Below are 23,371 nucleotides of genomic sequence, written 5' to 3' on the forward strand. Positions count from 1 at the left end.
AATCCATCAACGGCGAGGATCCGAGAAACCGTCCAGCAATGGGCAGGTAATGCGATCCAAATGTCCAGCGGCGAAGGGGCTGAGGGCGTGGCTGCGAGACAAGTGGCACCGGGCCTCGACGACGTCGACCAGCGCATCGTCGACGAGCTCCGTCACGACGGCCGGATGTCCATGCGATCGCTGGCCGAGAAGCTGCACATCTCGCGGGCCAACGCCTACGCGCGAGTGCAGCGCCTGGAGTCCAGCGGCGTCATCCGCGGGTACAGCGCGGACATCGACCCGGTGCTCGCCGGGCTCGGCACGTCGGCCTACGTCACGGTCAACCTGGAGCAGGCGGAGTGGCGCTCGGTCCGCGAGGAGCTGCGCACCCTGCGCGGCGTCGACCACATCGGGCTGGTCGGCGGTGAGTTCGACCTCGTCCTGCTGGTCCGTGCCCGGGACAACGCGGACCTGCGCCACCTGATCCTGGACCAGATCCAGGGCATGAAGGGCATCCTGAACACGCACACGCTGCTGGTGTTCGAGGAGCCGGTCCCCGCGGGCCCGCCCCCGGCCGCCGCGCCCCCAGACCAACGACACCGTTGAACGGGGTTACTGGTCCGGGGCCTCCTGGAGGGCGCGGACCTCGATGCGGGACTGCAGGGCGGCGGAGGCCTTCTCGGCCCAGCCGAGCGCGGCCTCCTCGTCGGCGACGTCGATGATCCAGAAGCCACCCACGTACTCGGGCGCTTCCACGAACGGCCCAGGGACGCGCTCCACGTCGCCACCCGAGGCGTCGACGGTGATCGCAGTCGACGGCGGCTGCAGGCCGCCCGCGGTGACGAGCGCCCCCGGACTCGGTCAGCGCGGTGTTGAAGGCGCCAACCGCGGCGAACACCGCCTCCAGCTCGGCCGGATCCATCTCCTGCATCGACTCCATCGTCGGCTCCTCGGCACTGTCGTGCGGGAGGGTCAGGAAGTACTGGGTCATGGGACTGCTCCGTTCTGTTCGGTCTGGCTATTAGTGGTGTGGACGAGACGAGACAAGGAAACTCATCACTCCTCGGACGCGTTCTCCTGGATCATCACTGCGGAGGCGTGGATGCAGACGATCCGGAGCGTCCCGGCGCCGGTGTTGGTGAAGCGGTGCCAGGTGTCGGCGGGGGCGACGGCGGTGTCGCCCGCGCGGGCCACGAACGTCCTGTCGCCGACGACGATGGTCGCCTCGCCCTCCAGCACCGACCAGGTCTCGTCGTAGGGGTGCCGGTGCAGGCCGGGACCCTGACCGGGGTCCGAGGTGACGAGGAAGAACGACACGTTCGACCCGTACTGGGCGCCCTCGAAGCGGAGGGTGCGGCTCTCGCCGATGCGGATCTCGTCGGCGGGGATCGCCGCGGGGACTGCTGCGGTGGCGGTCGCGGGGGTGGCTGCTGCGGCTGCGGAGCTGTTCATGATGGGTACTTCCTCTCGGGTGAAGACTGCGTCCTGATGAGACCTACTCTCGGCCGACCGCACCCCCGCTGACTACGCTTTCGATGTGGATCGAAAGTTCGTCGAGTTCCGGCTCGGTTCCAGCGACATCTCAGCCGTGCGGTTCGGCATCTCCCCAGGTCACGAGCTCGTGCACGCCGTGCGCACCATCCTTCGCCCGCAGAGCGCACCCCTGCACTGGGGCTGGTTCCGCAGCGTCCAGGCCGGCGTCCACGCCGGTGTACAGGCTGGTGTACAGGGCAGCGGCAAGCCACCCAGCGAGGCCTTTCGCCTGATGGCGGTCATCAGCGGCGTCGACGGCTACATGCCCGACTTCCTCACCGCGACGCCGTCGGGCGACATGACTCCCGAGGAGGAGGCAGAACGCCTCCGTGAGGTCCCCGACGAACGGCTCCGGTTCGACCTGGAGAAGATGGTGCTCCGCTCGACCGGCGCCCGCCAGCAGGAGATCCGCGACCTGATCGCGGCACCGGACCACGCCCGGAAGGTCATCGTCGAGGCCTGGCAGGAGGTCTGGGACACGCTGCTCGCGCCCGTCTGGCCGCAGATGCTCCGCCTCCTGCGGGCCGACATAGGCGTCCGCGCCCGCCGCAGCAGCGACGCCGGGCTCGCGGAGATGGCGAGCACCCTGCACTCCACGGTGACCTGGGCCGACGAGATAGTGCGCGTCCAGATGCGCAAGCACGAGGAGATCGTCGACTGCGGCGGCACCGGCCTGGTGCTCGTCCCGTCGGTCATGGTGGCCACCCGCGGCTGCGCCGTGCTGACCGAGCGCCCCGCGCAACCGACGATCTTCTACCCGGCCCACGGGGTGTCGGAGACCTGGCACCGCGACGGCGCGGACGCCCTCGCCGCGCTCTCCGCCCTGCTCGGGCCGACCCGCGCCCGCCTCGTCCTCGAGCTCCAGCAACCCCTCTCGACGTCCGAGTGCGCGGCGCTGACCGAGCTCGCGGTGTCGACGGCGTCGCACCACCTCACCGTCCTGCGCGACGCCGGACTGATCGACAGCCGCCGCAACGGCGTCCGCGTCCTGCACACCCGGACCCCGCTGGGCGAGGCGCTCGCGGGCGTCGGCTAGTCCCTGCTCCGTGCGCGGCTGTGGCCTGGGCGCGCCGCGCGCTTGGCACACTTTTCTGCGCAACCCGGCCCGACATGAAGCGGCGCGTCATCGCCGGTAACGTCGCACGGACAGCGCAAACAGTCCGAGCGAACCAAGGGGCGCACGTCATGACCAATGTCGCTGACACGATCGTCGAGATCATCAAGGATGCGGGCGTGGACCGGGTCTACGGCCTGCCCGGCGACTCGCTGAACGGCTTCACCGACGCCATCCGGACCAGCGACGGCGTCGCCTGGCAGCACGTGCGGCACGAGGAGGCGGCAGCCTTCGCGGCGGCTGCCGAGGCCGCGCTCACCGGAGAGCTGGCCGTCTGCGCGGGCAGCTGCGGGCCGGGCAACCTGCACCTGATCAACGGGCTCTTCGACGCCAACCGCAGCCGGGTTCCGGTGCTCGCGATCGCGGCGCAGATCCCGGGCGCCGAGATCGGCAGCAACTACTTCCAGGAGACCCACCCGCAGGACCTGTTCCGGGAGTGCAGCGTCTACACCGAGCTGGTGAGCATGCCCGAGCAGCTGCCGCGCGTGCTCGAGATCGCCATGCGCACGGCGGTCGAGAAGCGCGGTGTCGCCGTCGTCGTCATCCCCGGCGAGATCTTCCTCGCCGAGAGCGCGGGCCGCAGGAAGTCCGCGCCGATCCGGGCGGCGCAGAGCGTCGTCCGGCCGCGCGAGGCCGAGCTGCGGCAGGCCGCCGAGATCCTGAACGCGGCCAAGAAGGTGACCATCCTGGGCGGCGCGGGCACCGAGGGCGCGCACGAGCGGGTGCTCGCGATCGCGGGGCGGCTCAAGGCACCGGTGGTGCACGCGCTGCGCGGCAAGGAGTTCCTCGAGTACGACAACCCGTACGACGTCGGCATGACCGGCCTGCTCGGCTTCTCCTCGGGCTACCGCGCCATGGAGAGCTGCGATGCGCTGCTCATGCTCGGCACCGACTTCCCCTATCAGCAGTTCTACCCGTCCAAGGCGAAGATCGTGCAGGTCGACGTCCGGGGCGAGCAGCTCGGGCGGCGCACGCCGGTCGACCTGGGGCTGGTGGGCGACGTCGGCGACACCATCGACGCGCTGCTGCCGCTGCTCGACGACCACACCAACCGCAAGCACCTCGACTCCGCACTCAAGCACTACGCGAGGGCGCGCAGGGACCTCGACGACCTCGCCGACAACGACCGCAACCGCGAGCCGATCCACCCGCAGTACGTCGCGCGCCTGGTGAGCGAGCTGGCCAGTGAGGACGCGGTGTTCATCCCCGACGTCGGTTCCCCCGTCGTCTGGGCGGCCCGGTACCTGACCATGAACGGCAGGCGCCGCCTGATCGGCTCGTTCAGCCACGGCACGATGGCGAACGCCGTGCCGCACGCCATCGGCGCCCAGTCCGCGTTCCCCGGGCGGCAGGTGATCGCCCTGTCGGGGGACGGCGGGCTCGGGATGCTGCTGGGCGAGCTGCTGACCGTCCGGCAGAACAAGCTGCCCGTGAAGATCGTGGTGTTCAACAACTCCTCCCTCAACTTCGTCGAGGTGGAGATGAAGGCCGCGGGCTTCGTGAACTTCGGCACGCAGCTCGACAACCCGAGCTTCGCCGACGTCGCCAATGCGATGGGCATCCACGGTCAGCGGGTAGAGCAGCCGGACGACCTCGAGGGCGCGCTGCGTGCGGCGCTCGACCACGACGGGCCGGCGCTGGTCGACGTCGTCACCGCCCAGCAGGAGCTGTCGATCCCGCCCGCGATCACCGCCCAGCAGGTCAAGGGCTTCACGCTGTACGCGATCCGCACGATCCTGTCGGGGCGCGGCGACGAGCTCGTCGACCTGGCCGACACCAACGTGTTCCGGCGGCTGTTCGACTGATCACGGCGCCCGCGCCCGCGCCGACAACTCAATGGTCGCCGTGCGACATCTCCGCCTCTCCCTCGGCGCTCATCCCCGAGTGCAGCGGCAGGAACGCGTGCAGGTGACCGCGGTCCGCCTCGATGTGCTGCAGGTCGAGCTGGACCGCGGCCACCGCCCAGGCGTCCACCGCCCGCAGACGCAGGTCGCCGGCGACGTCGCGCAGCCGCGCCGAGCCGTCCGCCGAGTCGTCCGCCGCCGCCAGCTCGAGGACGTCGAGCGTGTCCCCCAGCAGCCGGGTCGAGAGCATCAGCCCGTTGCGGACGATGTTGTGCTCGGACGATCCGGTCGGCAGCGCCTCCGTCTCCGCGGTCACCTCGTCGACGACGGCGCGCCACTCGTCCAGCTCGGCCGACGTCGGGGGCGTCGCGCCGTCCGACGTCGGATCGCCGTCCGCAGACCCGCCCTCCGACGCGTCACCCGACCCCGCGCCGCCCACCGGCAGCGACTCGTACAGCCCGTCCATCACGGGCAGGAGCCGCTCCTGGGCGGAGACCGCGAGCTCGGCGGCCGCCGCCAGGTTCTCGACGGCCCGCTCCTCCTCCGCGGCCTCCAGCTCCGCCACGCGGGCGGGGTCGACGTCGAACCCGTCCGCCGCCGGCGCCTCGCCCTCCCACGGGCGCAGCACCAGCAGCACCAGCAGCACCAGCAGGGCCACGGCGGCAGCCACCAGAACGGCTGCCACCGCGGCCCCCCGCCCCAGCCGCCGGCGCCTCGTGGGCACCGGCGACCGGGTTCCGGGGCGGCCGGCACCGCCCCGGCTCGACGGACGTGCCGCAGCCTCCGGTCCGCGCCGCGGTGCGTTCCGCGGCCTGTTCCTCGTCTTCGGCACGTCCTTGCTCCTTCCTGTCAGTGACTCAGCCAGTAACTCAGCCAGCGGCTCAGCCAGCGGCCCTGTCAGAACCCGGCTACGAGCCGCAGCTCGCGGCCTCGTACCCCTCGTCGACGACCACCTCGTGCGGCCCGTTGACCGCGGTCACCGTGATCGTCCCTGCCTGGATCGCCCGCGCCCCCGAGCTGAACTGGCGGGAGACGGTCTCCCCGGGCAGCACGTTCCGGTACGTCTTGCTCCCGTACGGGGTGCTGAGCTCGATCGCCGCCGGGTCAGCTCCCGCGTTGGTGGCGCTCACCGTCACGCGCGCCTGCGGGCCGGTGCACCGGCTCGCCGCCGCGACCTCTATCTGCGGCGGGTCCGGCTGGTCGTCGAACGTGAGGTCCTGGAACTCCACGGCGCTCCTGTTCGACGCGTGGTGCGCGGTGACGAACAGCCCGACGTCCTGGGTGTCCGCCGCGCCCGCGAGCGCCTCCGGCTCTCCGATCTGCGTGAACGTCTCGCCGTCGGAGCTCCAGTAGGCCGAGTACAGGTCGCCGTCGCGCACGAGCCGCACCCAGGCCGGGTACGCCGTCGAGCCGCCGCCCGTCGACGTCACGAGCTGGCCGGCGTCGTTGCCGCGCAGCCACTCGAACCCGCCGCTCGGCCGGATGCCGAGCGCCGCGTAGCCCGGCGACGACCCCGGCTGGGTCACGTCGTTGCGGACGATGATCCCCGCCTTGGCGGACCCGTGGGAGTTGCCCTGGCTGTTGATCCGTACGGTGGCGGTCCAGTGCCGGTCGGTGCCCTCGCGGTAGATCGCCGAGTACTGGTCGACGCCCTGCCACATGTTGGCGCCGCCCGACTCGATGACGTACCTCCCGGTGGCGAGCTGCTCGAACTCGCCGTCCGCGTTGCTGAAGGTCCGCATCCCGGCGAACACGTCGCCGACCTGTGCGACGACGATCCGTGAGGTGGTGGTGAGCTCCCGGTCGTTGGTCGCCACGGCCGTCAGCTCGTAGTAGCCGTCGGCGGTGACGTCCCATGTCGTCGCGTAGGGCGCCGTCTCGTCGACGCCTATCGAGGTCCCGTCGGCGAAGAACTCCACCTGGCTGACGGTGTTCTCCGCGTCCGTCGCGTCCGCGGTGACCTCGATCTGCCCGGGTTCGAGCTCGACCCCGCCCTCGGGTGCCGTGATGGCCACCTCCGGCCGTGTGGTCTCCGCCGCACCCTTGCCGTCGGCCTCCACGAAGTTGAGCCGCCGCTCGCCCGGACCGGGGAAGACCACGAAGAGCTCGAAGCTCTCCCCCGGGTCGTCGACGACTACGCGCACGTCGTGGAAGTCGCTGATGCCGGTGCCCGCGACCTCGGCGGTCCCGAGCAGGTCGCCGTCCGGGGCATCCCGCCGCAGCTCGATGGTGCCCGCGGACGCCGAGGCCACGCGCAGCGTCAGGGCGTCGATCTCGTGGAGGTTCACCGGGTCGTAGGACGCCCAGGCGCCGTCCGCGCCGACGAGGACGGACCCGCCGCCCTCGACGTCCCGGCTCGGCGCCGTCGTCGTGCCCTCCTGGGTCGTGTGGAACTCGGCCTGCCGTTCCCGGGGGAACAGCAGGGTGGTGTCCGAGCCGGTGAGGGACGGGATGTCGCCCGCGCCGCCGTCGTCCTCGTACCGCGCGTCGAGCACGTAGAAGACGTTGTTGTCCGCCCCGTGCCCGCCGCCCAGCGACGTCGTGACGGAGCCCGTGCGGCCGTGCTGCGGGTCGGCCGGGTGCGGGTGGTCGTCGTGCCCCAGGGCTGGCTGGATGACGACGCGCTCGTCGTCGATCGCCGAGCCGTCCGGCGAGTCCTCGGCGTCGGTCACCGAGACGTCCCACCCGATCGTGTCGCCGAACTCGAAGAACGAGCCCGTCGGCGGGAGCCCGAAGTCGACCTCCGGCCGGGTGTTGCCCACGGTGATCGGCACTGTGCCGGTCCCGTCCTTGCCCGCCGGGTCCGTGACGGTGAGCCGGGCGTCGTAGACGCCGTCCGCCGTATAGGTGTGCGACGCCGTCGGGTCGGTCGAGTCGGTGGTCCCGTCGCCGTCGAAGTCCCACGCGTACGTGAGGTTCTCGCCCTCCGGGTCGGTGCTGCCCGTCCCGTCGAACTCCACCTCCAGCGGCGCGGTCCCGGAGTCCGGCGACGCCTCGGGCAGCGCCTCGGGCGAACGGGAACCCGTCACGTAGTCGACCCGGTGCAGACCGGAGTCCGGGTTGTCCCGGCCGAAGCCGCCGCCCCAGTCGAGCACGTACATCGCGCCGTCGGGACCGAACTTCGCGTCGATCGGCGCGAGGAAGTCCTCGTCCGGCAGGAACCGGTTGACCTTCTCGACGTCGGTCTGGCCCGGGGCCGCCCCGGGGTCCTTGGTCTCGACGGTGAACACCTGGTTGCGCGCCCACTCGTAGAAGAACGCCTTGCCCTCGTAGTACTCGGGGAACTTGGTGTCCGAGTCGAGCTCCGGGTCGAAGTCGTAGAACGGGCCGCCCATCGGCGCCAGTCCCCCGCCCTGGTTGATGCCGCCCGGCACCGAGGACCGCTGGTAGCCGTACCAGAGGTCCGCCGGCTGAGCCGGGGGCAGCTCGGTCAGGCCCGTGTTGCGCACCGAGTCGTTGACCGGAGCGGAGCAGTCGAAGAACCCGCCCACGGTGACGGGGCTGGTCCGGTAGTCGACGTCGCGGAACGGCTCGTTGTTGCCCATGCACAGCGGCCAGCCGAAGAAGCCGGGCTCCTTGATGAGGTTCCACTCAGCGATGCCCGCGGGGCCGCGCTGCGCCAGGTTGTCGGTGTTGCTGTCCGGCGAGTAGTCGGCGACGCCGAGGTTGCCCGTGGCCGGGTCGATGGCGAACCGGAACGGGTTGCGGAAGCCCATCGCGTAGATCTCGGGCAGCGTCTTGTCCTGCGTGTCCTCCGACTCCGGGAACAGGTTGCCCTCCGGCACCGAGTAGGTGCCGTCGTCCTCGGGATGGATCCGCAGCACCTTGCCGCGCAGGTCGTTGGTGTTGGCGGACGTCGCCCGCGCGTCGTGGAAGGTGCCGTCCCGCTCGCTGAGCGGCGCGTACCCGCCCGACGGCTCCGAGTGCGGGTTCACGTCGTCGCCGACGCCGAGGTACAGGTCGCCGCTGGTGTGGTCGACGACGACCCCGCCGCCCGTGTGCCCCGGCTCGTCCGGCAGGCGCCTGGCCGGGACCTCCAGCAGCACCTTCTCGGACGCCGGGTCGATGGTCGTCGCCCCCGAGGCGCCCGTCGTGACCGTGAACCGGGACAGCCGGTTGTGGAAGTTCGCGGGATCGGTGTCGTCCTCGCTCGCGGGCGACCAGTACTGGTACAGGTACCCGTTCTCGGCGAAGTCCTTGTCGAGCGCTATCCCGAGCAGGCCGTCCTCGCCGCCCGAGTACACCGGGAGCGTCACGGCGGTGGTCGTGGTCTGCGTCTCCGGGTCGAACACCCGGATCTGCCCGCGCACCAGCTCGGTGAAGAAGACCCGCCCGTCGGGTGCGACGTCGATCCCGAACGGCGCGCTCGTGTTCGTGTCCAGCGCCACCTTCTCGAACTGGCCCCAGTCGGTGCCGCCGCAGTCGCCCGCGGCCAGCCCGGCCGCCCACTGCACGCCGCCGACGATGTGCCGCACGAAGTCCGGCTCGCCCGTGTAGTGCGCGCCGAAGTGGCCCATGCCCGTCATCCACGCGCGACCGCCGTCGTAGTACTTGCACCACGAGATCGGGTGGTCGTAGCCCATGGCGTTGCCGCCCGGGTCGTAGGTCGACTCGTCCATGGTGGCCAGCACGTGCGCGTCGCCGCGCACGTTGGTCGAGAAGTTGTACCACTCGTCGGCGCGGTCCCAGCGCTGCGGCAGGTGCTTGGTGGAGGGGTGCTTGCGGTCCTCGACCCGGACCGTGCCGGGCAGGCCGGGGCTCGACCCGGTCGCGGCGTGACCGGGCATCAGCGACCCGATCATCTCGTCCCACCACGCGTAGCTGCCGCGCATGTCGGTGGCGTTGTGGATGGCGACGATGCCGCCGCCCGCCTGCTGGTACCGCTCCATCGCGGCCTTCTGCTCCGCGTTCCACGGGTCGCCGGACGCCTGGAACATGACCAGCGCGTCGTACTGCGCCAGGTCGGCGTCGTTGAAGACGGTCGGGTCCTCCGTGTGGTCTGACTCGATGCCCGCCTCGGCGAACGCCGCCTCGAGCACCGGGGTGCCCTGCGTGATCGCCTCCTCGTGCCGGTACTGGGTGGTGGCCGTGAAGATGAGGACTCGGCCGTCCGCCTGGACCTCAGCCTTCTCGTCGGCGGCGGCCTGCGGTTCGGCCCCGGCAGTCGTGGTGGCGGTGGCCGCCGGGACGGACGCGAGCGTGAGCGCCAGCGCTCCGATCGCGAGCGCCGCGATGGATCTCCCCCAGCGGGGACGTCGTGGTGCGGTCATCGTGTTGCCTCCTGGCAGATCGGCGTGGCAGATCGACGTGCGGTCCCGCCGGGAACTCCCGGCGGAGCATGTTTCGTTGACCAGCCCGGCGTGCCGGCGCCGAGCGCTCGCGAGCGCGTGCGGTTCAGACCTGTGTCAGGGCATCAGTCCTCTCAGGTAGGCGAGGCCGTCGATCGCCAGGGTGTCCTGGCTCGCGGCCAGCGGCCGCCAGATCGACGCGGCGGTGGCGATGGTGGCGTTCTCGCCGGTGAACGACTCGATGACGAGCGGCCCGGCGTAACCGGCCTGCTCCAGCGCGGCGAGCAGCGCCGGCCAGTCGATGCCGTCGCCGCCGGGTGCGCCGCGGTCGTTCCCGCAGACCTGCACCGCGGCGATCCGCGCCCCAGCGCGTTCGACCGCCGCGGGCAGGTCCCGCTCCTCGATGTTCATGTGGTAGACGTCGAGCATCAGCCCGATCCCCTCGGCGGGCAGCGCGCCGACGATCTCCAGCGCCTGGTCCACCGTGTTGACCAGGCTCGTCTCGTAGCGGTTGAGCGGTTCCAGGCCGACGACGACGCCCGCCGCGATCGCGTGCTCGACCACCGGCGCGAGGTGCTCGACGAGCTCGGCGCACGCGTCGGCCCGCTCCTGCGGCGTCGTCCGCCAGGTGCGCCCTACCGACGCGTACGCCGGGCCGCCGATCACCCGCGCGCCCACCGTGTGCGCGGCGTCGACCACGGAGCGCAGGTAGTCCTGCGTCGCCCGCACCGTGCCGGCGTCGGCCGCGACCAGCTCGCGGCCCTCGCCCATGACGAGGGACACGCTCGCGCCGAGGCCGTTGTCCGCCAGTACCTGCGCCGCGCGGGGCGGGTCCCAGTCGCCGAGGCGCTCGACGGGCAGCTCCAGGACGTCAAACCCCCAGTCCGCCACGCGGGGCGCGAGGTCGGCGAGCGAACGGTCGGTGAGCGGCGACGTCCACACCCAGGTGTTGACGCCGACCGGCCAGGTGGTCGCGGGCCCGTCAGGGACCGTCCATGGCTGCATCCCCATCTAGCGGTCCGTCCAGGCTTCGGGGTAGCCGGGCAGGTCCTCGCCGCCGAACTTCGCGTAGTGCAGGGACGGCATGTCCGCGTTGGCGTCAAGGAACCCCGCGAGGTCAGCGGAGGTGACCGGTTCCTGGGGCAGCACCCACTCGGAGGGCACCTCCTCGCCGGCCCAGATCTTCTGCGCGGCCAGGATCGGGGTGCGCCACTGGAAGTTGGAGTAGACGTTGCCGATCGCCGTCATCCCCGTCTCGTCCCACTTGCGCAGGAAGCTCATCTCGTCCTCGCCGACGAAGACGGGGTACGGCTGGCCGGCGTCCTCGAACGCCTCCACCGCCGCGACGGCGCCGTCGCCCGCGTCCATCCAGATGCCGTCGACCTCGCCGCGCTGCAGGTACTGGGTGACGAGGTCCTTGATCTTGGCGCCGTCGCCGCCCGTGAACTCGACGCCCACCACCTCGAGGTCGCTCTCCGAGAAGATCTTGTCTGCCGCGGCCCACCGATGCTCCAGCACGTCGACGCCGGGCAGGATGCGCAGCGCCAGGACCGTCGAGCCGGGGTCCAGGTTCTCGGCCAGGAACTCCGCGCCCACCGCGCCGTAGGCGTAGCCGCCGATCGGGTGGATGAACGTGACCATGCAGTCGGTGTTCACGCCGCGGTCGAACACGATGACCGGCTTGCCGCTCTCGCAGGCGGCCTCGACCGCCGGGGTGAGCGTCGCCGTCGTCGACGGGGAGATGACTATCGCGTCGCAGTCGCCGGCCTCGACGAACGCCTGGATGTCGGAGATCTGCTTGTTGTCGTCGTCGGCGGCGTCCGAGACCCGGAACTCGCCGATCACGCCCTCCTCCTGGAGCACCTCCACCTGCTGCTGCATGGTGATCCAGCCGGTGACGCGCCACGGGTTGGAGACCGACGCGTTGGAGAAGCAGAGCGTCTTGTCCCCGCCCTCGCTCGCGAGGTCGGCGGTGTCGACCCACTCCGGCTCGATGGCCTGGAGCCAGGGCTGGTCGGCCGGGCCCTCCGGCTCGACGTCGCGCTGGGCCAGCTCGCGGTCGTAGTCCGCCTGGACGAACCACTCGCTCTCGGCCCCGGAGTCGGCGGGTGCCTCCTGGGTCGCGCTCGGCTCGGCGCCCGGCGGCTCCTCGGTAGGGGTGTCGGTGGTGCAGGCCGTCAGCAGGAGCAGTCCTGCCGCTGCGGTGCCCGCCAGCAGTGCCCGGAACTGTCGCATGTCCATCCCCTTTGATGAGTGCGGGTCGTTCGATCAGTGCGCGTCGTTCTGAGTGCGGGTCGTTCGATGAGTAGTGCTCAGGTGCGGCGCCGACGTGCCGCGTAGGCGACGGCGGCGATGAGGATCACGCCCTGCACGGCGGGCCGGATGGTCGACGGCAGGGCGAGCTGGTTGAACAGCGTGAACAGGGCCTCGAGCGTGAGCGCGCCGACCATCGCGGCGACGACGGTCCCGCGCCCGCCGCCGAGGGCGACGCCGCCGAGCACGACGGCGGTGATCGCCATGAACTCCAGCCCCTGGCCCACCTGAGCGGTGACCCCGGCGAACCCGCCGATGAGCACCGCCGCGACGGTGGCGAGGAACGAGGAGAGCAGGAACGCCCGGGTGCGCAGCCACCACACCGAGGCGCCGCTGTACGCGGCGGCGACGGCGTTGTCGCCGACGGCGACCAGGGACCTGCCGAACGGGCGGCGCATCAGCAGCACCGCCAGCCCGACGACGACGAGCGCCACCAGCAGCGCGTACGGGACCTGGAACTGTCCCGGGACGTCCGGGAAGCCCTTGCGGCCCAGGACGCGGAAGCTCTCGCTCAGGGCGCCCGTCGGCGCGCCGCCGGTCCACAGCCGGATCGCGCCGAAGAGCACGAGCATCATGCCGAGCGTGGTGATGAAGGACGGGACCCGCAGCAGCGTCGTCACCAGGCCGTTGACGAGCCCGACCAGCAGGCCGAAGACGAGCATCAGCCCCACGACCGGCCAGGTCAGCGCCTCGTCGCCGTCCATCAGCCGGGCCGCTATCACGACCTGGGCGCCGACGAGCGAGCCCACCGACAGGTCGAACTCACCGGAGACGATGACGAAGTACTGGCCGATCGCGAGCACCACCAGCGGCGCGGCCTTCTTCGCGAACGCCATGAGCGACACCGGCTCCGCGAAGGACGGGTTGATCACGACGATCACGGCGAGGACCAGCACGAGCAGCGCGAGGACGGTCCAGCTGCCGCCGGACAGGAGCTGCTCGCGCCACCGCCGGGCGGCGCTGCGGGTGGTGCTGTTCCCGGTGCTCTTTCCGGTGCTGTTCCCGGCGTCCGGGGTCAGTTCCGTGGTCATGCGACGCCACCTCGTCGGACGGCCGAGACCTTGGTGCCGAACCGGACCCGCCGGCTCGCCGGGTCGATCTGGCGCCGCGCGTACAGGGCCACCGCGGCGATGATGATCACGCCGCGCAGCACGTCCTTGAAGAACGGGTTCACGTCGAGCACGTTGAACGCGGTGTCGAGCACCGCGAGGATCGCCACCCCGCCGACGGTGCCGACCACCGAGCCCCGGCCGCCGAACAGGAGCGTGCCACCCAGCACCACGGCGGCTATCGAGTCGAGGTCGAGGCCGTAGGAGTAGACCAGCGCGTTCCCGGTGCCGAACCGCGCCGCGATGAGCAGCCCGGCCACGCCCGCGCACAGGGAGCACAGGACGTGCGCCAGGACGAGGGTGCGGCTCGTGCGCACGCCCGAGAGCCGGGCGACGTCGAGATTCCCGCCCACCGCGAACATGTGATAGCCCGCCCGGGTCCGCGTGAGCAGCACGAACGCCACCGCGGCGACGACCAGCATGACGATCGTCGAGACGGGCACCGGGCCCACGCGGGTGTACCCGAACGTCTGGAACGCGAACGGCACCTCGCCCTCCGGCCCCTTGAACCGGGTGTCGAGGAAGCCCTTGACGATCAGGCCCGTGCCGAGCGTCGCGATGAACGGGTTGACGTTCAGCGACGCGATGATCAGCCCGTTCACGAGCCCGACGGCGGCCGCGACCGCAAGCGCAGCCACCACCCCGAGCCAGACGCGCGACGGGTCACCCGCCATCGTCGTGGCCCCGACCAGCGAGCACAGCGCGACGACGTACCCCACCGACAGGTCGAGCGACCGGCACAGGATCACCAGCGTCTGCCCGACGGCGACGAACCCGAGCAGGCTCGTCTGGGTGAGCATGTAGCTGACGTTGCCCTGCGCGAAGAGGTTGCCGCCGCGGACCGCCACGAGCACGCCCGCGACCAGCAGGATGCCGACCAGGGCCAGGTAGACGATCTCGGTGGACCCGAGGCGACGGCTGCGCACAGTGCCCGTCGTTGTGCCGGTCGTTGTGCCGGTCGTTGTGCCGGTCGTCATGCCGCCCCCGTCGCCAGCGCCATGATCGTCTCCTCGTCGCTGCCGCCCGGCAGCTCCCCGACGATCCGGCCGTCGCGCAGCACGAGGATGCGGTCGGCCATCGCCACCACCTCCGGCAGCTCGGACGAGATGAGCAGGACGGCGGTCCCGTCGGCCGTCAGCGTGCGCATGAGGTCGTAGACGGCGCGCTTGGCGCCGACGTCGATCCCGCGCGTCGGCTCGTCGAGCACGATCACCCGCGGCTCGGTCACCAGCCACTTCGCGAGCACGACCTTCTGCTGGTTGCCGCCGGACAGGTACTGCACCTCGGTGTCCTGGGCGGCCGCGACGGTGCTCGCGGGCACGGCGAGCGACCGCAGCACCTCGGTGATGCGCCGCGCCCGGCGGTCCGACGCACCCGGCAGGACGGCGTCGAGCACGAGCCGCGCGTTCGCGAGGACCGACTGGCCCAGAGCGAGGCCCTCGGCCTTTCGGTCCTCGCTGACCAGCGCGAGGCGGTGCCGTACCCCCTGCCGCGGCGTGCGCACGTGGGCGGGCTGCCCGTCGACGGTCATGCTGCCGCGCGTGAACGGCGCGATGCCGAACACCCCGTGCGCGACCTCGGTGCGGCCCGACCCCTGCAGGCCCGCCAGCGCGACGATCTCGCCGGCCCGTACCTCGAGGTCCACGCCGTCCACCATCGTGTTGCCGGCGCCCGCGAGCGCCAGCCGTACCTCGCCGAGGGCTTCGCCGGGCCCCTCGCCGGCCCTCTCGCCGGACACCGAGCCGGCGGGCTTGTCCGGGAAGAAGCCGGCGAAGTCGCGGCCCACCATGGTGCGCACGAGCCGGTCGGGGCCGACGTCGGCGGCCGGGGCGGTGAGCACGTGGTTGCCGTCCTTGAGGACGGTGATCGTGTCGGCCAGGTCGTAGATCTCCTGGAGCCGGTGGGAGACGTACAGGATGGCGACGCCGCGGTCGCGCAGGCGCCGGACCAGGTCGTAGAGCAGCGCGACCTCCTGGTCGGCGAGCGCCGCCGTCGGCTCGTCCATGGAGATGATCCGGGCGTCGTACGAGACGGCCTTGACGATCTCGACCACCTGCTGCTGGGCCACGGACAGGGAGCCGACCCGGTTCCAGGACGCGATGCCCGTCAGCCCCAGGTCGTCGAGGAGGCGGGTGGTGTCGGCGTGCAGCCGACGCCGGTCGACCGTGCCGCCGAACATGCCGCGCCGAACCGGTTCGCGGCCGAGGTAGACGTTCTCGGCGACCGACCGGTCCGGCAGCAGGTTGAACTCCTGGAAGACCGTCGCGACGCCTGCCCGCTGCGCGTCGAGCGGCGTCGGGAAGGAGACGGGCGAGCCGTCGAGCTCGATGGTGCCGGCGTCCGGGCGGTGGACGCCGGCGACGATCTTCATCACCGTCGACTTGCCGGCGCCGTTCTCGCCCACCAGGGCGTGGACCTGTCCGGGATACAGAGTCAGGTCGATCTCTCGCAGCACCGAGGTGCCGAAGAACTCCTTGCCGACGCCGGAAAGGCGCAGCACCGGGCCCGGTGCTTCCGGCTCTCGTTCCGAACTGGATTTCGGGTCGGGTCCTGGAGTGTGCGCGTCGTCATCGGCTCGCATATCCACCAATGTAGGGACCTTTTGGTCTATGTCAAGCAAAAGATGCTTGTCGTTTACGCGGCTTCTGTGACCGCTGGCGCATATGGGCTATCTTTTGCCGATACGCAGCCATAAGTTCACCCGGGAGGCGGTTGCCCATGCCCATCGACGACCCTCCGAGGGGCGTGCCCCTGTCCCTGGGCACCGGCGAGTTCTTCCAGCTGCTGCGCGACCGCGAACCCCGGACCCGCGCCGATCTGGTGGCCATCACGGGCCAGGCCCGGTCGACCATCGCCTCACGGATCGACGCGCTCATGAGCACCGGGCTCATCGCCCCGGCGGGCATGGCGGGGTCCACCGGAGGAAGACGGCCCGCGACGTTCGCCTTCCAGCCGGGCGCCCGGGTGGTCCTCGCGGTCGACCTCGGCGCGACACACGCCCGGCTGGCCGTCACCGACCTCGCCTCCACGGTGCTCGCGGCGAGCGACGAACCCCTCTCGATCGCCGCGGGCCCCGGCGTCGTCCTGCCCTGGGTGGTCCGGGCCTGCCGTGACCTGCTCGCCGCCGCAGGCCGCGACACCGCCGACCTGGCCGCCATCGGCATCGGGCTGCCGGGCCCGGTGGAGCACTCGACGGGGCGGCCGATCAACCCGCCGATCATGCCCGGCTGGGACGACGTCGACGTCCCCGGCATCCTCGGCGCCGAGCTCGGGGTCGCCGTGCTGGTCGACAACGACGTCAACATCATGGCGCTCGGCGAGCACCGGACCGCCTGGTCCGACGTCTCCGACCTGCTGCTCGTCAAGGTCTCCACCGGTATCGGCGCGGGCATCATCGCCGACGGCGCCCTCCGCCGCGGCGCTCAGGGTGCGGCGGGCGACGTCGGGCACATGTCGGTGCCGGGCGCCGACCACGTGCCCTGCCGGTGCGGCAACACGGGCTGCCTCGAGGCCGTGGCGAGCGGCCAGGCGGTCGCGACGGCGCTCGCCGCCCAAGGGCTGGAAGCCGCTGACAGCGCTGACGTCGTCGCGCTGGTCCGGTCCCGGGGCGCCGCGGCGAGCCAGGCGGTGCGGCAGGCGGGCCGCGACATCGGCGGCGTCCTGGCCTCGTGCGTGAGCGTGCTCAACCCGTCGGTCATCGTCATCGGCGGGGTGGTGGCCGACGCCGGCGAGCACCTCATCGCCGGCATCCGCGAGGCCGTCTACCGCAGGTCCCTGCCGCTGGCCACGCAGCACCTGCGCATCGTCACCTCCCGCGCGCGCGAGGGCGCGGGCGTCCTGGGCGCGAGCGCCATGGCGGTGGACCACGCCCTGTCCCCGGCGGCGATCGACGCCCTGACCGGCTGACCCCGGCCGGCCCGCCGGTCCCTGGCCGGGCTGCCACGCCGAGCCCTCACCCATACGCTGGTGGGCACGGCATTCCTGCGCACGAGTGACCGGCAACCAGTCCCCCACGGCAAAGGATCCAGCACCAGTGACCAGCAACATCGACACCCACCAGCCCCTCGCGAACGACCCCACCTGGTGGCGGCAGGCAGCCGTCTACCAGATCTACCCGCGCAGCTTCGCCGACGCGAACGACGACGGCATCGGGGACCTGCGCGGCATCATCTCCCGCGTGCCGTACCTCCAGGGGCTCGGCATCGACGCGGTCTGGCTGAGCCCGTTCTACCCGTCCGCGCTGGCGGACGGCGGGTACGACGTCGCCGACTACCGCGACGTCGACCCCAGGATCGGCACCCTCGACGAGTTCGACGAGATGGTCGCCGCACTGCACGCCGCGGGCATCCGCGTGATCGTCGACATCGTGCCGAACCACTCCTCGGACGAGCACGTCTGGTTCCAGGAGGCGCTCGCCGCGGGTCCCGGCAGCCCGGAGCGTGCGCGCTACATCTTCCGGGACGGCCTCGGCGCCGACGGTTCCGAGCCCCCGGCCGACTGGGACAGCATGTTCGGCGGGCTCGCGTGGACGCGCGTGCCCGACGGCCAGTGGTACCTGCACCTCTTCGCCAAGGAGCAGCCGGACTTCAACTGGGACAACGAGGAGGTCCGCGCGGACTTCCGCAAGACCCTGCGGTTCTGGTCGGACCGCGGCGTCGACGGGTTCCGTATCGACGTCGCGCACGCCCTGACCAAGGAGCTCGGCGACTCGCTGCCCACACAGGCCGAGATCGACGCGATCACGGAGCCCGGCGCGCACCCGCTCTGGGACCGGGACGAGGTCCACGAGATCTATGCCGACTGGCGCAAGGTCTTCGACGAGTACACGCCGCCGCGCATCGCCGTGGCGGAGGCCTGGGTCTCGACCCCGCGACGCCCCCGGTACGCGAGCGCCGATGGGCTGGGCCAGGCGTTCAACTTCGACCTGCTCGAGGCCGACTTCGACGCCGAGCAGTTCCGGACGATCATCTCCGACAACCTCGCGCTGTCCGCGGCGTCCGGGTCCTCGACGACATGGGTCTTCTCGAACCACGACGTCGTGCGCCACGCCACCCGCTACGCGCTGCCCGCGCGCAACGGCAGCACGACGAAGCAGGGCCGCGACTGGCTGCTCTCGGGCGGCACGGAACCCGCCGCCGACGTCGCCCTGGGCCTGCGCCGCGCACGCGCCGCGACGCTGCTCATGCTCGGCCTGCCGGGCAGCGCCTACCTCTACCAGGGTGAGGAGCTCGGCCTGCCGGAGGTCGCCGACATCCCCGCGGCGGAGCGCCAGGACCCGGCGTTCTTCCGCAACCCCGGCGTCGACGTCGGGCGGGACGGCTGCCGCGTGCCGCTGCCGTGGACCCGCGAGGGCAAGTCCTTCGGCTTCGGCGAGGGCGGCGCGCACCTGCCGCAGCCCGCGACCTTCGGCGAGCTGTCGGTCGAGGCCCAGGACGGCGCACCCGGCTCGACGCTCGAGCTCTACCGTGCGGCGCTCGCTCTGCGCCACGAGCTGCAGACCGACGAGACGCTCGAGTGGGTGCCCGGACGCGCCGACGTCCTGCACTTCACGCGCCCGAACGGCTGGCACGTCGTGACCAACTTCGGCCCGGACGCGGTGCCGCTGCCGGACGGCGAGGTGCTGCTCGCGAGCGAGCCGCTGCCCGGCGGCCTGCTGCCCGGCTCGACGACGGCGTGGGTGCGCGCCGCGGTGTGACGCGCGGCCGGTCGTGAACGGCCCGCATCCGGAGCTGTTGCCGGCCGGGTGCGGGCCGGCGGGTTGATCCGCCGCGCCGCCGCACGCCGCAGACCTGGACCCGACCCTCAGGACACCCAGCTCGGGTTGAAGTCGGGTCGGGCCGAGTACGGCTGGACGAGCGCCACGAGAATGAGCTGGCCCGGGTCGGTGGCACGCCGCTGCTCGACCTCGTCCCGGGTGACACTACGGTCGTCGATCGTCAGCTCCCGGTCGACAGACGCCTCCGCGGCGTGTGTCACGACCCGTCGCTTGGCCGCGATATCAGCGAGGACGTAGGTCGCTGAGGCCCGAAGCACCCACCGTTCGTCGTAGGGGTCGTACCGCGGGTCCAGCGTCCAGGGCTCGTCGTCATCGTCGGGAGCTCGCCGCGCCGCGGCCTCCGCCTCGTCGAACCTGGTCAGCAGGTATTCGGACAGGTCGAGTTCGGTGGTCATCCGGCGAATCCTTCCACTCGGTCCCGCCCCGGCGAGGTGCAATAGTTCGCTGGTTCGGGAAGCCGGGTGTTCTCATCCTGCTGCCAGAGGGCGCCCGGCTGCTCAGCTCCACGGACGCGGCTGACGACCTGCGCGTCCTGCTCTGACGTGAAGACCTGGACGGAGCAACCGGACAGGACCGAGGTCGAAGCGGTCGCCGCCAGCACTGCCGGGGGCGTTCCGGACCACACCTCGTGACGCCTATGGCCAGGCCTTGGGGACAAGGACACCGCTCCAGGTGACGACTTCGATGGATCCCTCCACCGTCATCCGCCGGCGTTCGGGGACACCGGGGCGCCGGTCGGCGTCGGCGTGGGCGACACGCTGGGGCTCGGCGTCGGCTCGGGGGTCGGATCCTCGGACGCCGTGGGCGTGGGCTTCGGGGTCGGCTCCTCCGTCGGATCGGTGGTCGGGTCCGACGTCGGAGGCGGCGGGCCGTCGGTCGGCGTCGTGCCCCCGCCGCCCGGGCCGGTGCCTCCTCCCGCGCCGGAGCCTGCCCCGGACCCTGCCCCGGATCCTGATCCTGATCCTGATCCGCCGGAGCCGCCGGTGCTCGTGCCTGTACCTGCGCCTGTGCCTGGTGCGCCTTCGCCGGTGCCGCCCTGGTCGAGCCCGCCGCCCGACGACGCCGTCCCGTCCCCCAGCAAGTCCGCGTCCGCGCCGTCCTCGCGGGGTTCGCCCGCCTCGGCGTCGTCCCCATCGCGGAGGCGTGGCTCCGCAGGCTCGCCGGTGCTTCCGTCGTGGGTGTCGTCGGCGGGGACGAGCGGCAGGTCGAGGGCCGTGCGCTCGACCGGACCGGTGGTCTCGGTGTCCGGGCGGTCCGCCCACAGCATGGACAGGCCACCGATGCCCAGCGCGAAGGCCGCGAGCACCCCGCAACCGACCGCGACCATGGTCAGCCTGCGCACGCCGGCGCCGCGCGCTGAAGGCGACGTGATTGATTCAGCCGGTGCGGCGGCTGATGCGGCCGGTACGGGCGGTGGGACTGGTGCAGCCAGTACGGCAGGTGGGACCGGCTGGGGTGGGGCTGGCTGGGCTGGGGCTGGCTGGGCTGGTGCGAAGCGGTGCGCGACGACATCGACGTCCGATGCGTCCGGCACGCCGCCGTCCGGCGGGACGGGCAGCGCAACCAGGTCCCAGGCCGGCCCGCTCACCGAACCTGGGGCGAGCTTGCCGAGCTGCGCTGTCTCGAGCTGCTCGAGGTGCCGTGTCGGCCGCGGGTTCTCCCTCACGCGGGAACGATAGCGCCCGGGGGTGAAATGTCGGAATCCCGATGGGGCCGCTGTGGGACGATCCGCCGGTGACGACGACATGGCGGTCCGGACTGGAGCTGTGGCTGGACGACCCCGAGGGTGAAGACCCCGCACCGGAGACAAGCCATCCGGCATTCGCCAAGGTGGCGCCGCCTGAGTTCTACGACAAGGGCGACGAGTTCGCGCCGTTCGGCAACGACTCGGGATCCGACATGCTGGGCAACGTGCAGGACTGGTATCTCGACGGAGTGACGGACGACGAGCTGCCGCGGATCGTGATGGGCTCGCTCGGCGACTGGGACACCGAGGGAATCACTGACGGGCTGTGGTCAGGCGACTCGGACGTCATCGATGACTGGTTCGCCGCGTGGGGCTCGATTGCCGCTCATCACGTGTATCACGAGACGAACGGGGTGATCGCGGCGGCTGTCGGACAGTTCAAGGTTCGTGGCCTGCTGGACCCGGTCATGCGGAGGGCTGGTCTCTTCGCGCTGGCCGTCAAGCGGGGCAGTCTCGACGACGGAGACCTGCGGTATCCGAACTGGGAACACACTGCCCGTGCCCGAGCTGGCGCCGAGGCCGTGCGAAGGGTCCTGATCGCCGCTCCCGTGGTGGGATCGCCCCTGCATCGGGGTGAACCCCTGCCCACCGGCCTCGACCGGAAGGCGCTGGACGCTCTCGGCGGCCCAGCCACATGAGCGCCCAGCAGGAGCGAAGCGGCATTCCCCCGGCCGCGCGACGCACGAACCGCAGGGCGATGGTGGCGATGCTGACCGGCGTCGCCACGGCGCTTGTCGGCGCCGCGGTCTGGCACGCCGGCAGCAAGGGCCAGCTCCTTCTGGTCGCGGGGACCATGAACGGCCAGACCCTCGCCTTTCTGCTGTGGCTCGTCACCGGCCTGTCCGTGATCGTGCTGGGCGTGGTCGGGTTCCGGCTGTTCGTCATCGGGTACGAGGCGTTCACCGCAGCCATGGCGGCGCTCTTTCTCTGCGCGGTGATCCTGGCTGCCGCCGTCGGCGTCCTCGTCACGGGCCTCCTCGCGCTTCTCAGCGCGGAGCTCACGTACAAGACACTGCATGAGCTCGACCGCCCCGCCGGGAGGCATGTAGTCATCGAGGAATCCGTGTCGTTGCGCGGCAGCACCTCGTGGCGGTTCTACGTGGGCGGGCCGTTCCTCTACGACGAGATCACGGCGCCGACGACGACCGTCGAGTGCGCGGAGCTCAGCAACGCGGGGGAGACCACGTTCGAGTACGGCGAATACCTGCTGCGGACCGACAGGGAGGGGAGGGACATCATCACGTACGCCCCCGGGGGGCAGCTGAGCTGCAGCCACGGCGACGCGTCGGAGATGGTCCTCCCGGACTGACTGCCAGGACGAGAACCTAGCGCCCGATCCGGTCAGGTGGACGCGGCCCGACCACTGACGCTTCTCAAGCAGGCCGTTAGCGACATCTGCATGACGCACCGAAGAGTTATCCACAGATTTCGAATCCGACAAGCAGATCGCACGCGTGTTCGAGATAATAGAGGCAGCGAGGGAGTGGGAACTAGAGGCGAGCAGCGAGGTAGGCGGGGGGTGGGCGCGGTGGATCGGACGACGAAGAGCGGTCCCGCTGCTGGTCTGCCTGCTGCGGCGTCGATCGAGGATGTGCTGGCCCGGATCGAGGCGGCGACCGCGGAGCTGACCGCTCTGACCGACCCGGAGACGTTGACCGGTTGGGATGCACCGACGGTCACTCGCCTGGCTGATGCGCACACCCGGATCCGCCGGGTGACCGGTCGCCTGGACGGGGTCCGGTACACCCTGCTGCCCCGCATCGAGAACGAGGGCTCCTGGCGTTCGGGTGGAACGGCCCGGACGTTCACGACCTGGCTGCGCCTCCGTGAAGGCATCTCCGCGTCGACGGCGGGTAAGGACATGACGATCGCGCGCCGTCTGGTGACCGCGCTCCCGGTGACGCGGGAGCGGCTGGTCGCCGGGAGCCTGGGCGCGGACCACGCGAGGGTGATGACGGAGGTCGCGCCCACCAGCGAAACGCGTACCGACGCCTTGGCCTGGTTGATCGATACCCGCACCGGGCACACCACCACGCCGGAACAGTTCGTCCAGACCGTGCCGGTCGACTTCCCCGACCCGGTAGACGACCCCGACGGGGCACGCACCCGTGAGCTGGTCACGCAGGTCCTGGAGGGTGCGATCACGGAGGGGACCCTGGTCACCGGTGAAGCCCTGGTCCTGCGCGAAGCCAATGTCCTGAATGCGGACCAGTTCCGGAAGGTGGCGCGCCGGTTCGCGACTGTGACCGATCCCGATACCGACGATGTGGACGATGACAAGGCCGCCCAGGGCGAGTTCCTCGACCTGGCCAAGACGTTCGGCGGGTATCACGTGGCAGGGTTCCTCACCGACGAGCACGGCCTGCAGCTCACGACCGCGATCAACGCGGTCCTGGGCGCCCCGTCAGCCGAAAACACCCGCACGACGACCCAGCGTCGGGCACAAGGCCTCGCAGACATCGCCCGCGTGGTGCTGGACACCAACCAGGCCTCCCCAGGCGCGGCGATCGCACCACACCTGAACGTCACGGTGTCCTGGGACGAGTTCGTCACCCAGGTCACGAGGACCCGGGACGGCCTGTGCCTGACCTGCGGGCAGACCGCACCAGGGCGCGGCACCCGCTTCGGCGCGGGCCCGAGCGTCTTGGGCACCAGCACCAGCACCACC

19 protein-coding genes are annotated in these 23,371 nt (G+C 71.5%); 8 read left to right on the forward strand and 11 right to left on the reverse strand.

From position 1 onward, the window contains the following. Positions 1-87 precede the first annotated feature (87 nt). Complete coding sequence (locus ACFO6V_RS05155) at positions 88-585, forward strand: Lrp/AsnC family transcriptional regulator (RefSeq protein ID WP_377132920.1); 498 nt, start codon at positions 88-90, stop codon at positions 583-585. Positions 586-591: 6 nt separating this feature from the next. Here ACFO6V_RS05155 and ACFO6V_RS05160 read toward each other — a convergent pair whose 3' ends face one another. Next, complete coding sequence (locus tag ACFO6V_RS05160; protein ID WP_377132922.1) at positions 592-759, reverse strand: YciI family protein; 168 nt, start codon at positions 757-759, stop codon at positions 592-594. A gap of 276 nt (positions 760-1,035) precedes the next feature. Beyond that, entirely contained in the window at positions 1,036-1,431 is a 396-nt protein-coding gene (locus ACFO6V_RS05165; protein ID WP_377132924.1) for a cupin domain-containing protein, read from the reverse strand. 85 nt (positions 1,432-1,516) lie between these two features. Here ACFO6V_RS05165 and ACFO6V_RS05170 point away from each other — a divergent pair, with 85 nt between their 5' ends. Next, positions 1,517-2,548, forward strand: a complete 1,032-nt coding sequence (locus ACFO6V_RS05170; RefSeq protein ID WP_377132926.1) for an ArsR/SmtB family transcription factor — start codon at positions 1,517-1,519, stop codon at positions 2,546-2,548. A 149-nt stretch (positions 2,549-2,697) separates the two neighbouring features. Then, a complete protein-coding gene (gene poxB / locus ACFO6V_RS05175) occupies positions 2,698-4,431 on the forward strand; it encodes a ubiquinone-dependent pyruvate dehydrogenase (protein WP_377132928.1) in 1,734 nt (577 codons plus the stop codon). Positions 4,432-4,459: 28 nt separating this feature from the next. Here the strand turns inward: poxB and ACFO6V_RS05180 are convergent, their stop codons facing one another. The 7 genes from ACFO6V_RS05180 to ACFO6V_RS05210 all read right to left on the reverse strand — a co-directional run bounded on the left by ACFO6V_RS05180 (position 4,460) and on the right by ACFO6V_RS05210 (position 15,761). After that, positions 4,460-5,155, reverse strand: a complete 696-nt coding sequence (locus ACFO6V_RS05180) for a hypothetical protein (protein WP_377132930.1) — start codon at positions 5,153-5,155, stop codon at positions 4,460-4,462. Positions 5,156-5,378: 223 nt separating this feature from the next. Continuing rightward, positions 5,379-9,740 (reverse strand): ThuA domain-containing protein, encoded by a 4,362-nt coding sequence (locus tag ACFO6V_RS05185; protein ID WP_377132932.1) that lies wholly within the window; start codon positions 9,738-9,740, stop codon positions 5,379-5,381. A 135-nt stretch (positions 9,741-9,875) separates the two neighbouring features. Continuing rightward, positions 9,876-10,769, reverse strand: a complete 894-nt coding sequence (locus tag ACFO6V_RS05190; protein ID WP_377132934.1) for a sugar phosphate isomerase/epimerase family protein — start codon at positions 10,767-10,769, stop codon at positions 9,876-9,878. Further along, a complete protein-coding gene (locus ACFO6V_RS05195) occupies positions 10,770-11,999 on the reverse strand; it encodes a substrate-binding domain-containing protein (protein ID WP_377132936.1) in 1,230 nt (409 codons plus the stop codon). Between the two features lie 71 nt (positions 12,000-12,070). Beyond that, the gene (locus ACFO6V_RS05200) at positions 12,071-13,102 is read right to left on the reverse strand and encodes an ABC transporter permease (protein ID WP_377132938.1); all 1,032 of its coding nucleotides are present in this window, start codon (positions 13,100-13,102) and stop codon (positions 12,071-12,073) included. After that, positions 13,099-14,157 carry an ABC transporter permease gene (locus ACFO6V_RS05205; RefSeq protein WP_377132940.1) on the reverse strand — a complete coding sequence of 353 codons (1,059 nt, stop codon included), beginning with the start codon at positions 14,155-14,157 and terminating at the stop codon, positions 13,099-13,101. Before ACFO6V_RS05205 ends, ACFO6V_RS05200 begins: the two co-directional genes overlap by 4 nt. Continuing rightward, positions 14,154-15,761, reverse strand: coding sequence for a sugar ABC transporter ATP-binding protein (locus ACFO6V_RS05210; protein WP_417715002.1), 1,608 nt, complete (start codon positions 15,759-15,761; stop codon positions 14,154-14,156). Before ACFO6V_RS05210 ends, ACFO6V_RS05205 begins: the two co-directional genes overlap by 4 nt. Positions 15,762-15,898: 137 nt before the next feature. Between ACFO6V_RS05210 and ACFO6V_RS05215 the strand changes: the two genes are divergently transcribed. Further along, positions 15,899-17,086: an ROK family protein gene (locus ACFO6V_RS05215; RefSeq protein ID WP_377132944.1), complete on the forward strand. Its 1,188-nt coding sequence runs from the start codon at positions 15,899-15,901 to the stop codon at positions 17,084-17,086. A 127-nt stretch (positions 17,087-17,213) separates the two neighbouring features. Next, on the forward strand, positions 17,214-18,875 hold the full coding sequence (locus tag ACFO6V_RS05220) for a glycoside hydrolase family 13 protein (protein WP_377132946.1): 1,662 nt from the start codon (positions 17,214-17,216) through the stop codon (positions 18,873-18,875). 107 nt (positions 18,876-18,982) lie between these two features. Here ACFO6V_RS05220 and ACFO6V_RS05225 read toward each other — a convergent pair whose 3' ends face one another. Beyond that, a complete protein-coding gene (locus ACFO6V_RS05225; protein ID WP_377132948.1) occupies positions 18,983-19,351 on the reverse strand; it encodes a DUF6221 family protein in 369 nt (122 codons plus the stop codon). Between the two features lie 305 nt (positions 19,352-19,656). Beyond that, on the reverse strand, positions 19,657-20,298 hold the full coding sequence (locus ACFO6V_RS05230; RefSeq protein ID WP_377132950.1) for a hypothetical protein: 642 nt from the start codon (positions 20,296-20,298) through the stop codon (positions 19,657-19,659). Between the two features lie 365 nt (positions 20,299-20,663). Between ACFO6V_RS05230 and ACFO6V_RS05235 the strand changes: the two genes are divergently transcribed. From ACFO6V_RS05235 to ACFO6V_RS05245, 3 genes are all read left to right on the forward strand, one after another. Then, positions 20,664-21,341, forward strand: a complete 678-nt coding sequence (locus ACFO6V_RS05235) for a hypothetical protein (RefSeq protein WP_377132952.1) — start codon at positions 20,664-20,666, stop codon at positions 21,339-21,341. Beyond that, positions 21,338-22,012: a hypothetical protein gene (locus ACFO6V_RS05240; RefSeq protein ID WP_377132954.1), complete on the forward strand. Its 675-nt coding sequence runs from the start codon at positions 21,338-21,340 to the stop codon at positions 22,010-22,012. Before ACFO6V_RS05235 ends, ACFO6V_RS05240 begins: the two co-directional genes overlap by 4 nt. A 219-nt stretch (positions 22,013-22,231) precedes the next feature. Continuing rightward, positions 22,232-23,371, forward strand: a 1,140-nt coding sequence (locus ACFO6V_RS05245) for a DUF222 domain-containing protein (RefSeq protein ID WP_377132956.1), incomplete at its 3' end; no start/stop codon positions are given.

This window comes from Promicromonospora alba, assembly GCF_042654905.1.
Classification (GTDB): Bacteria; Actinomycetota; Actinomycetes; order Actinomycetales; family Cellulomonadaceae; genus Promicromonospora; species Promicromonospora alba.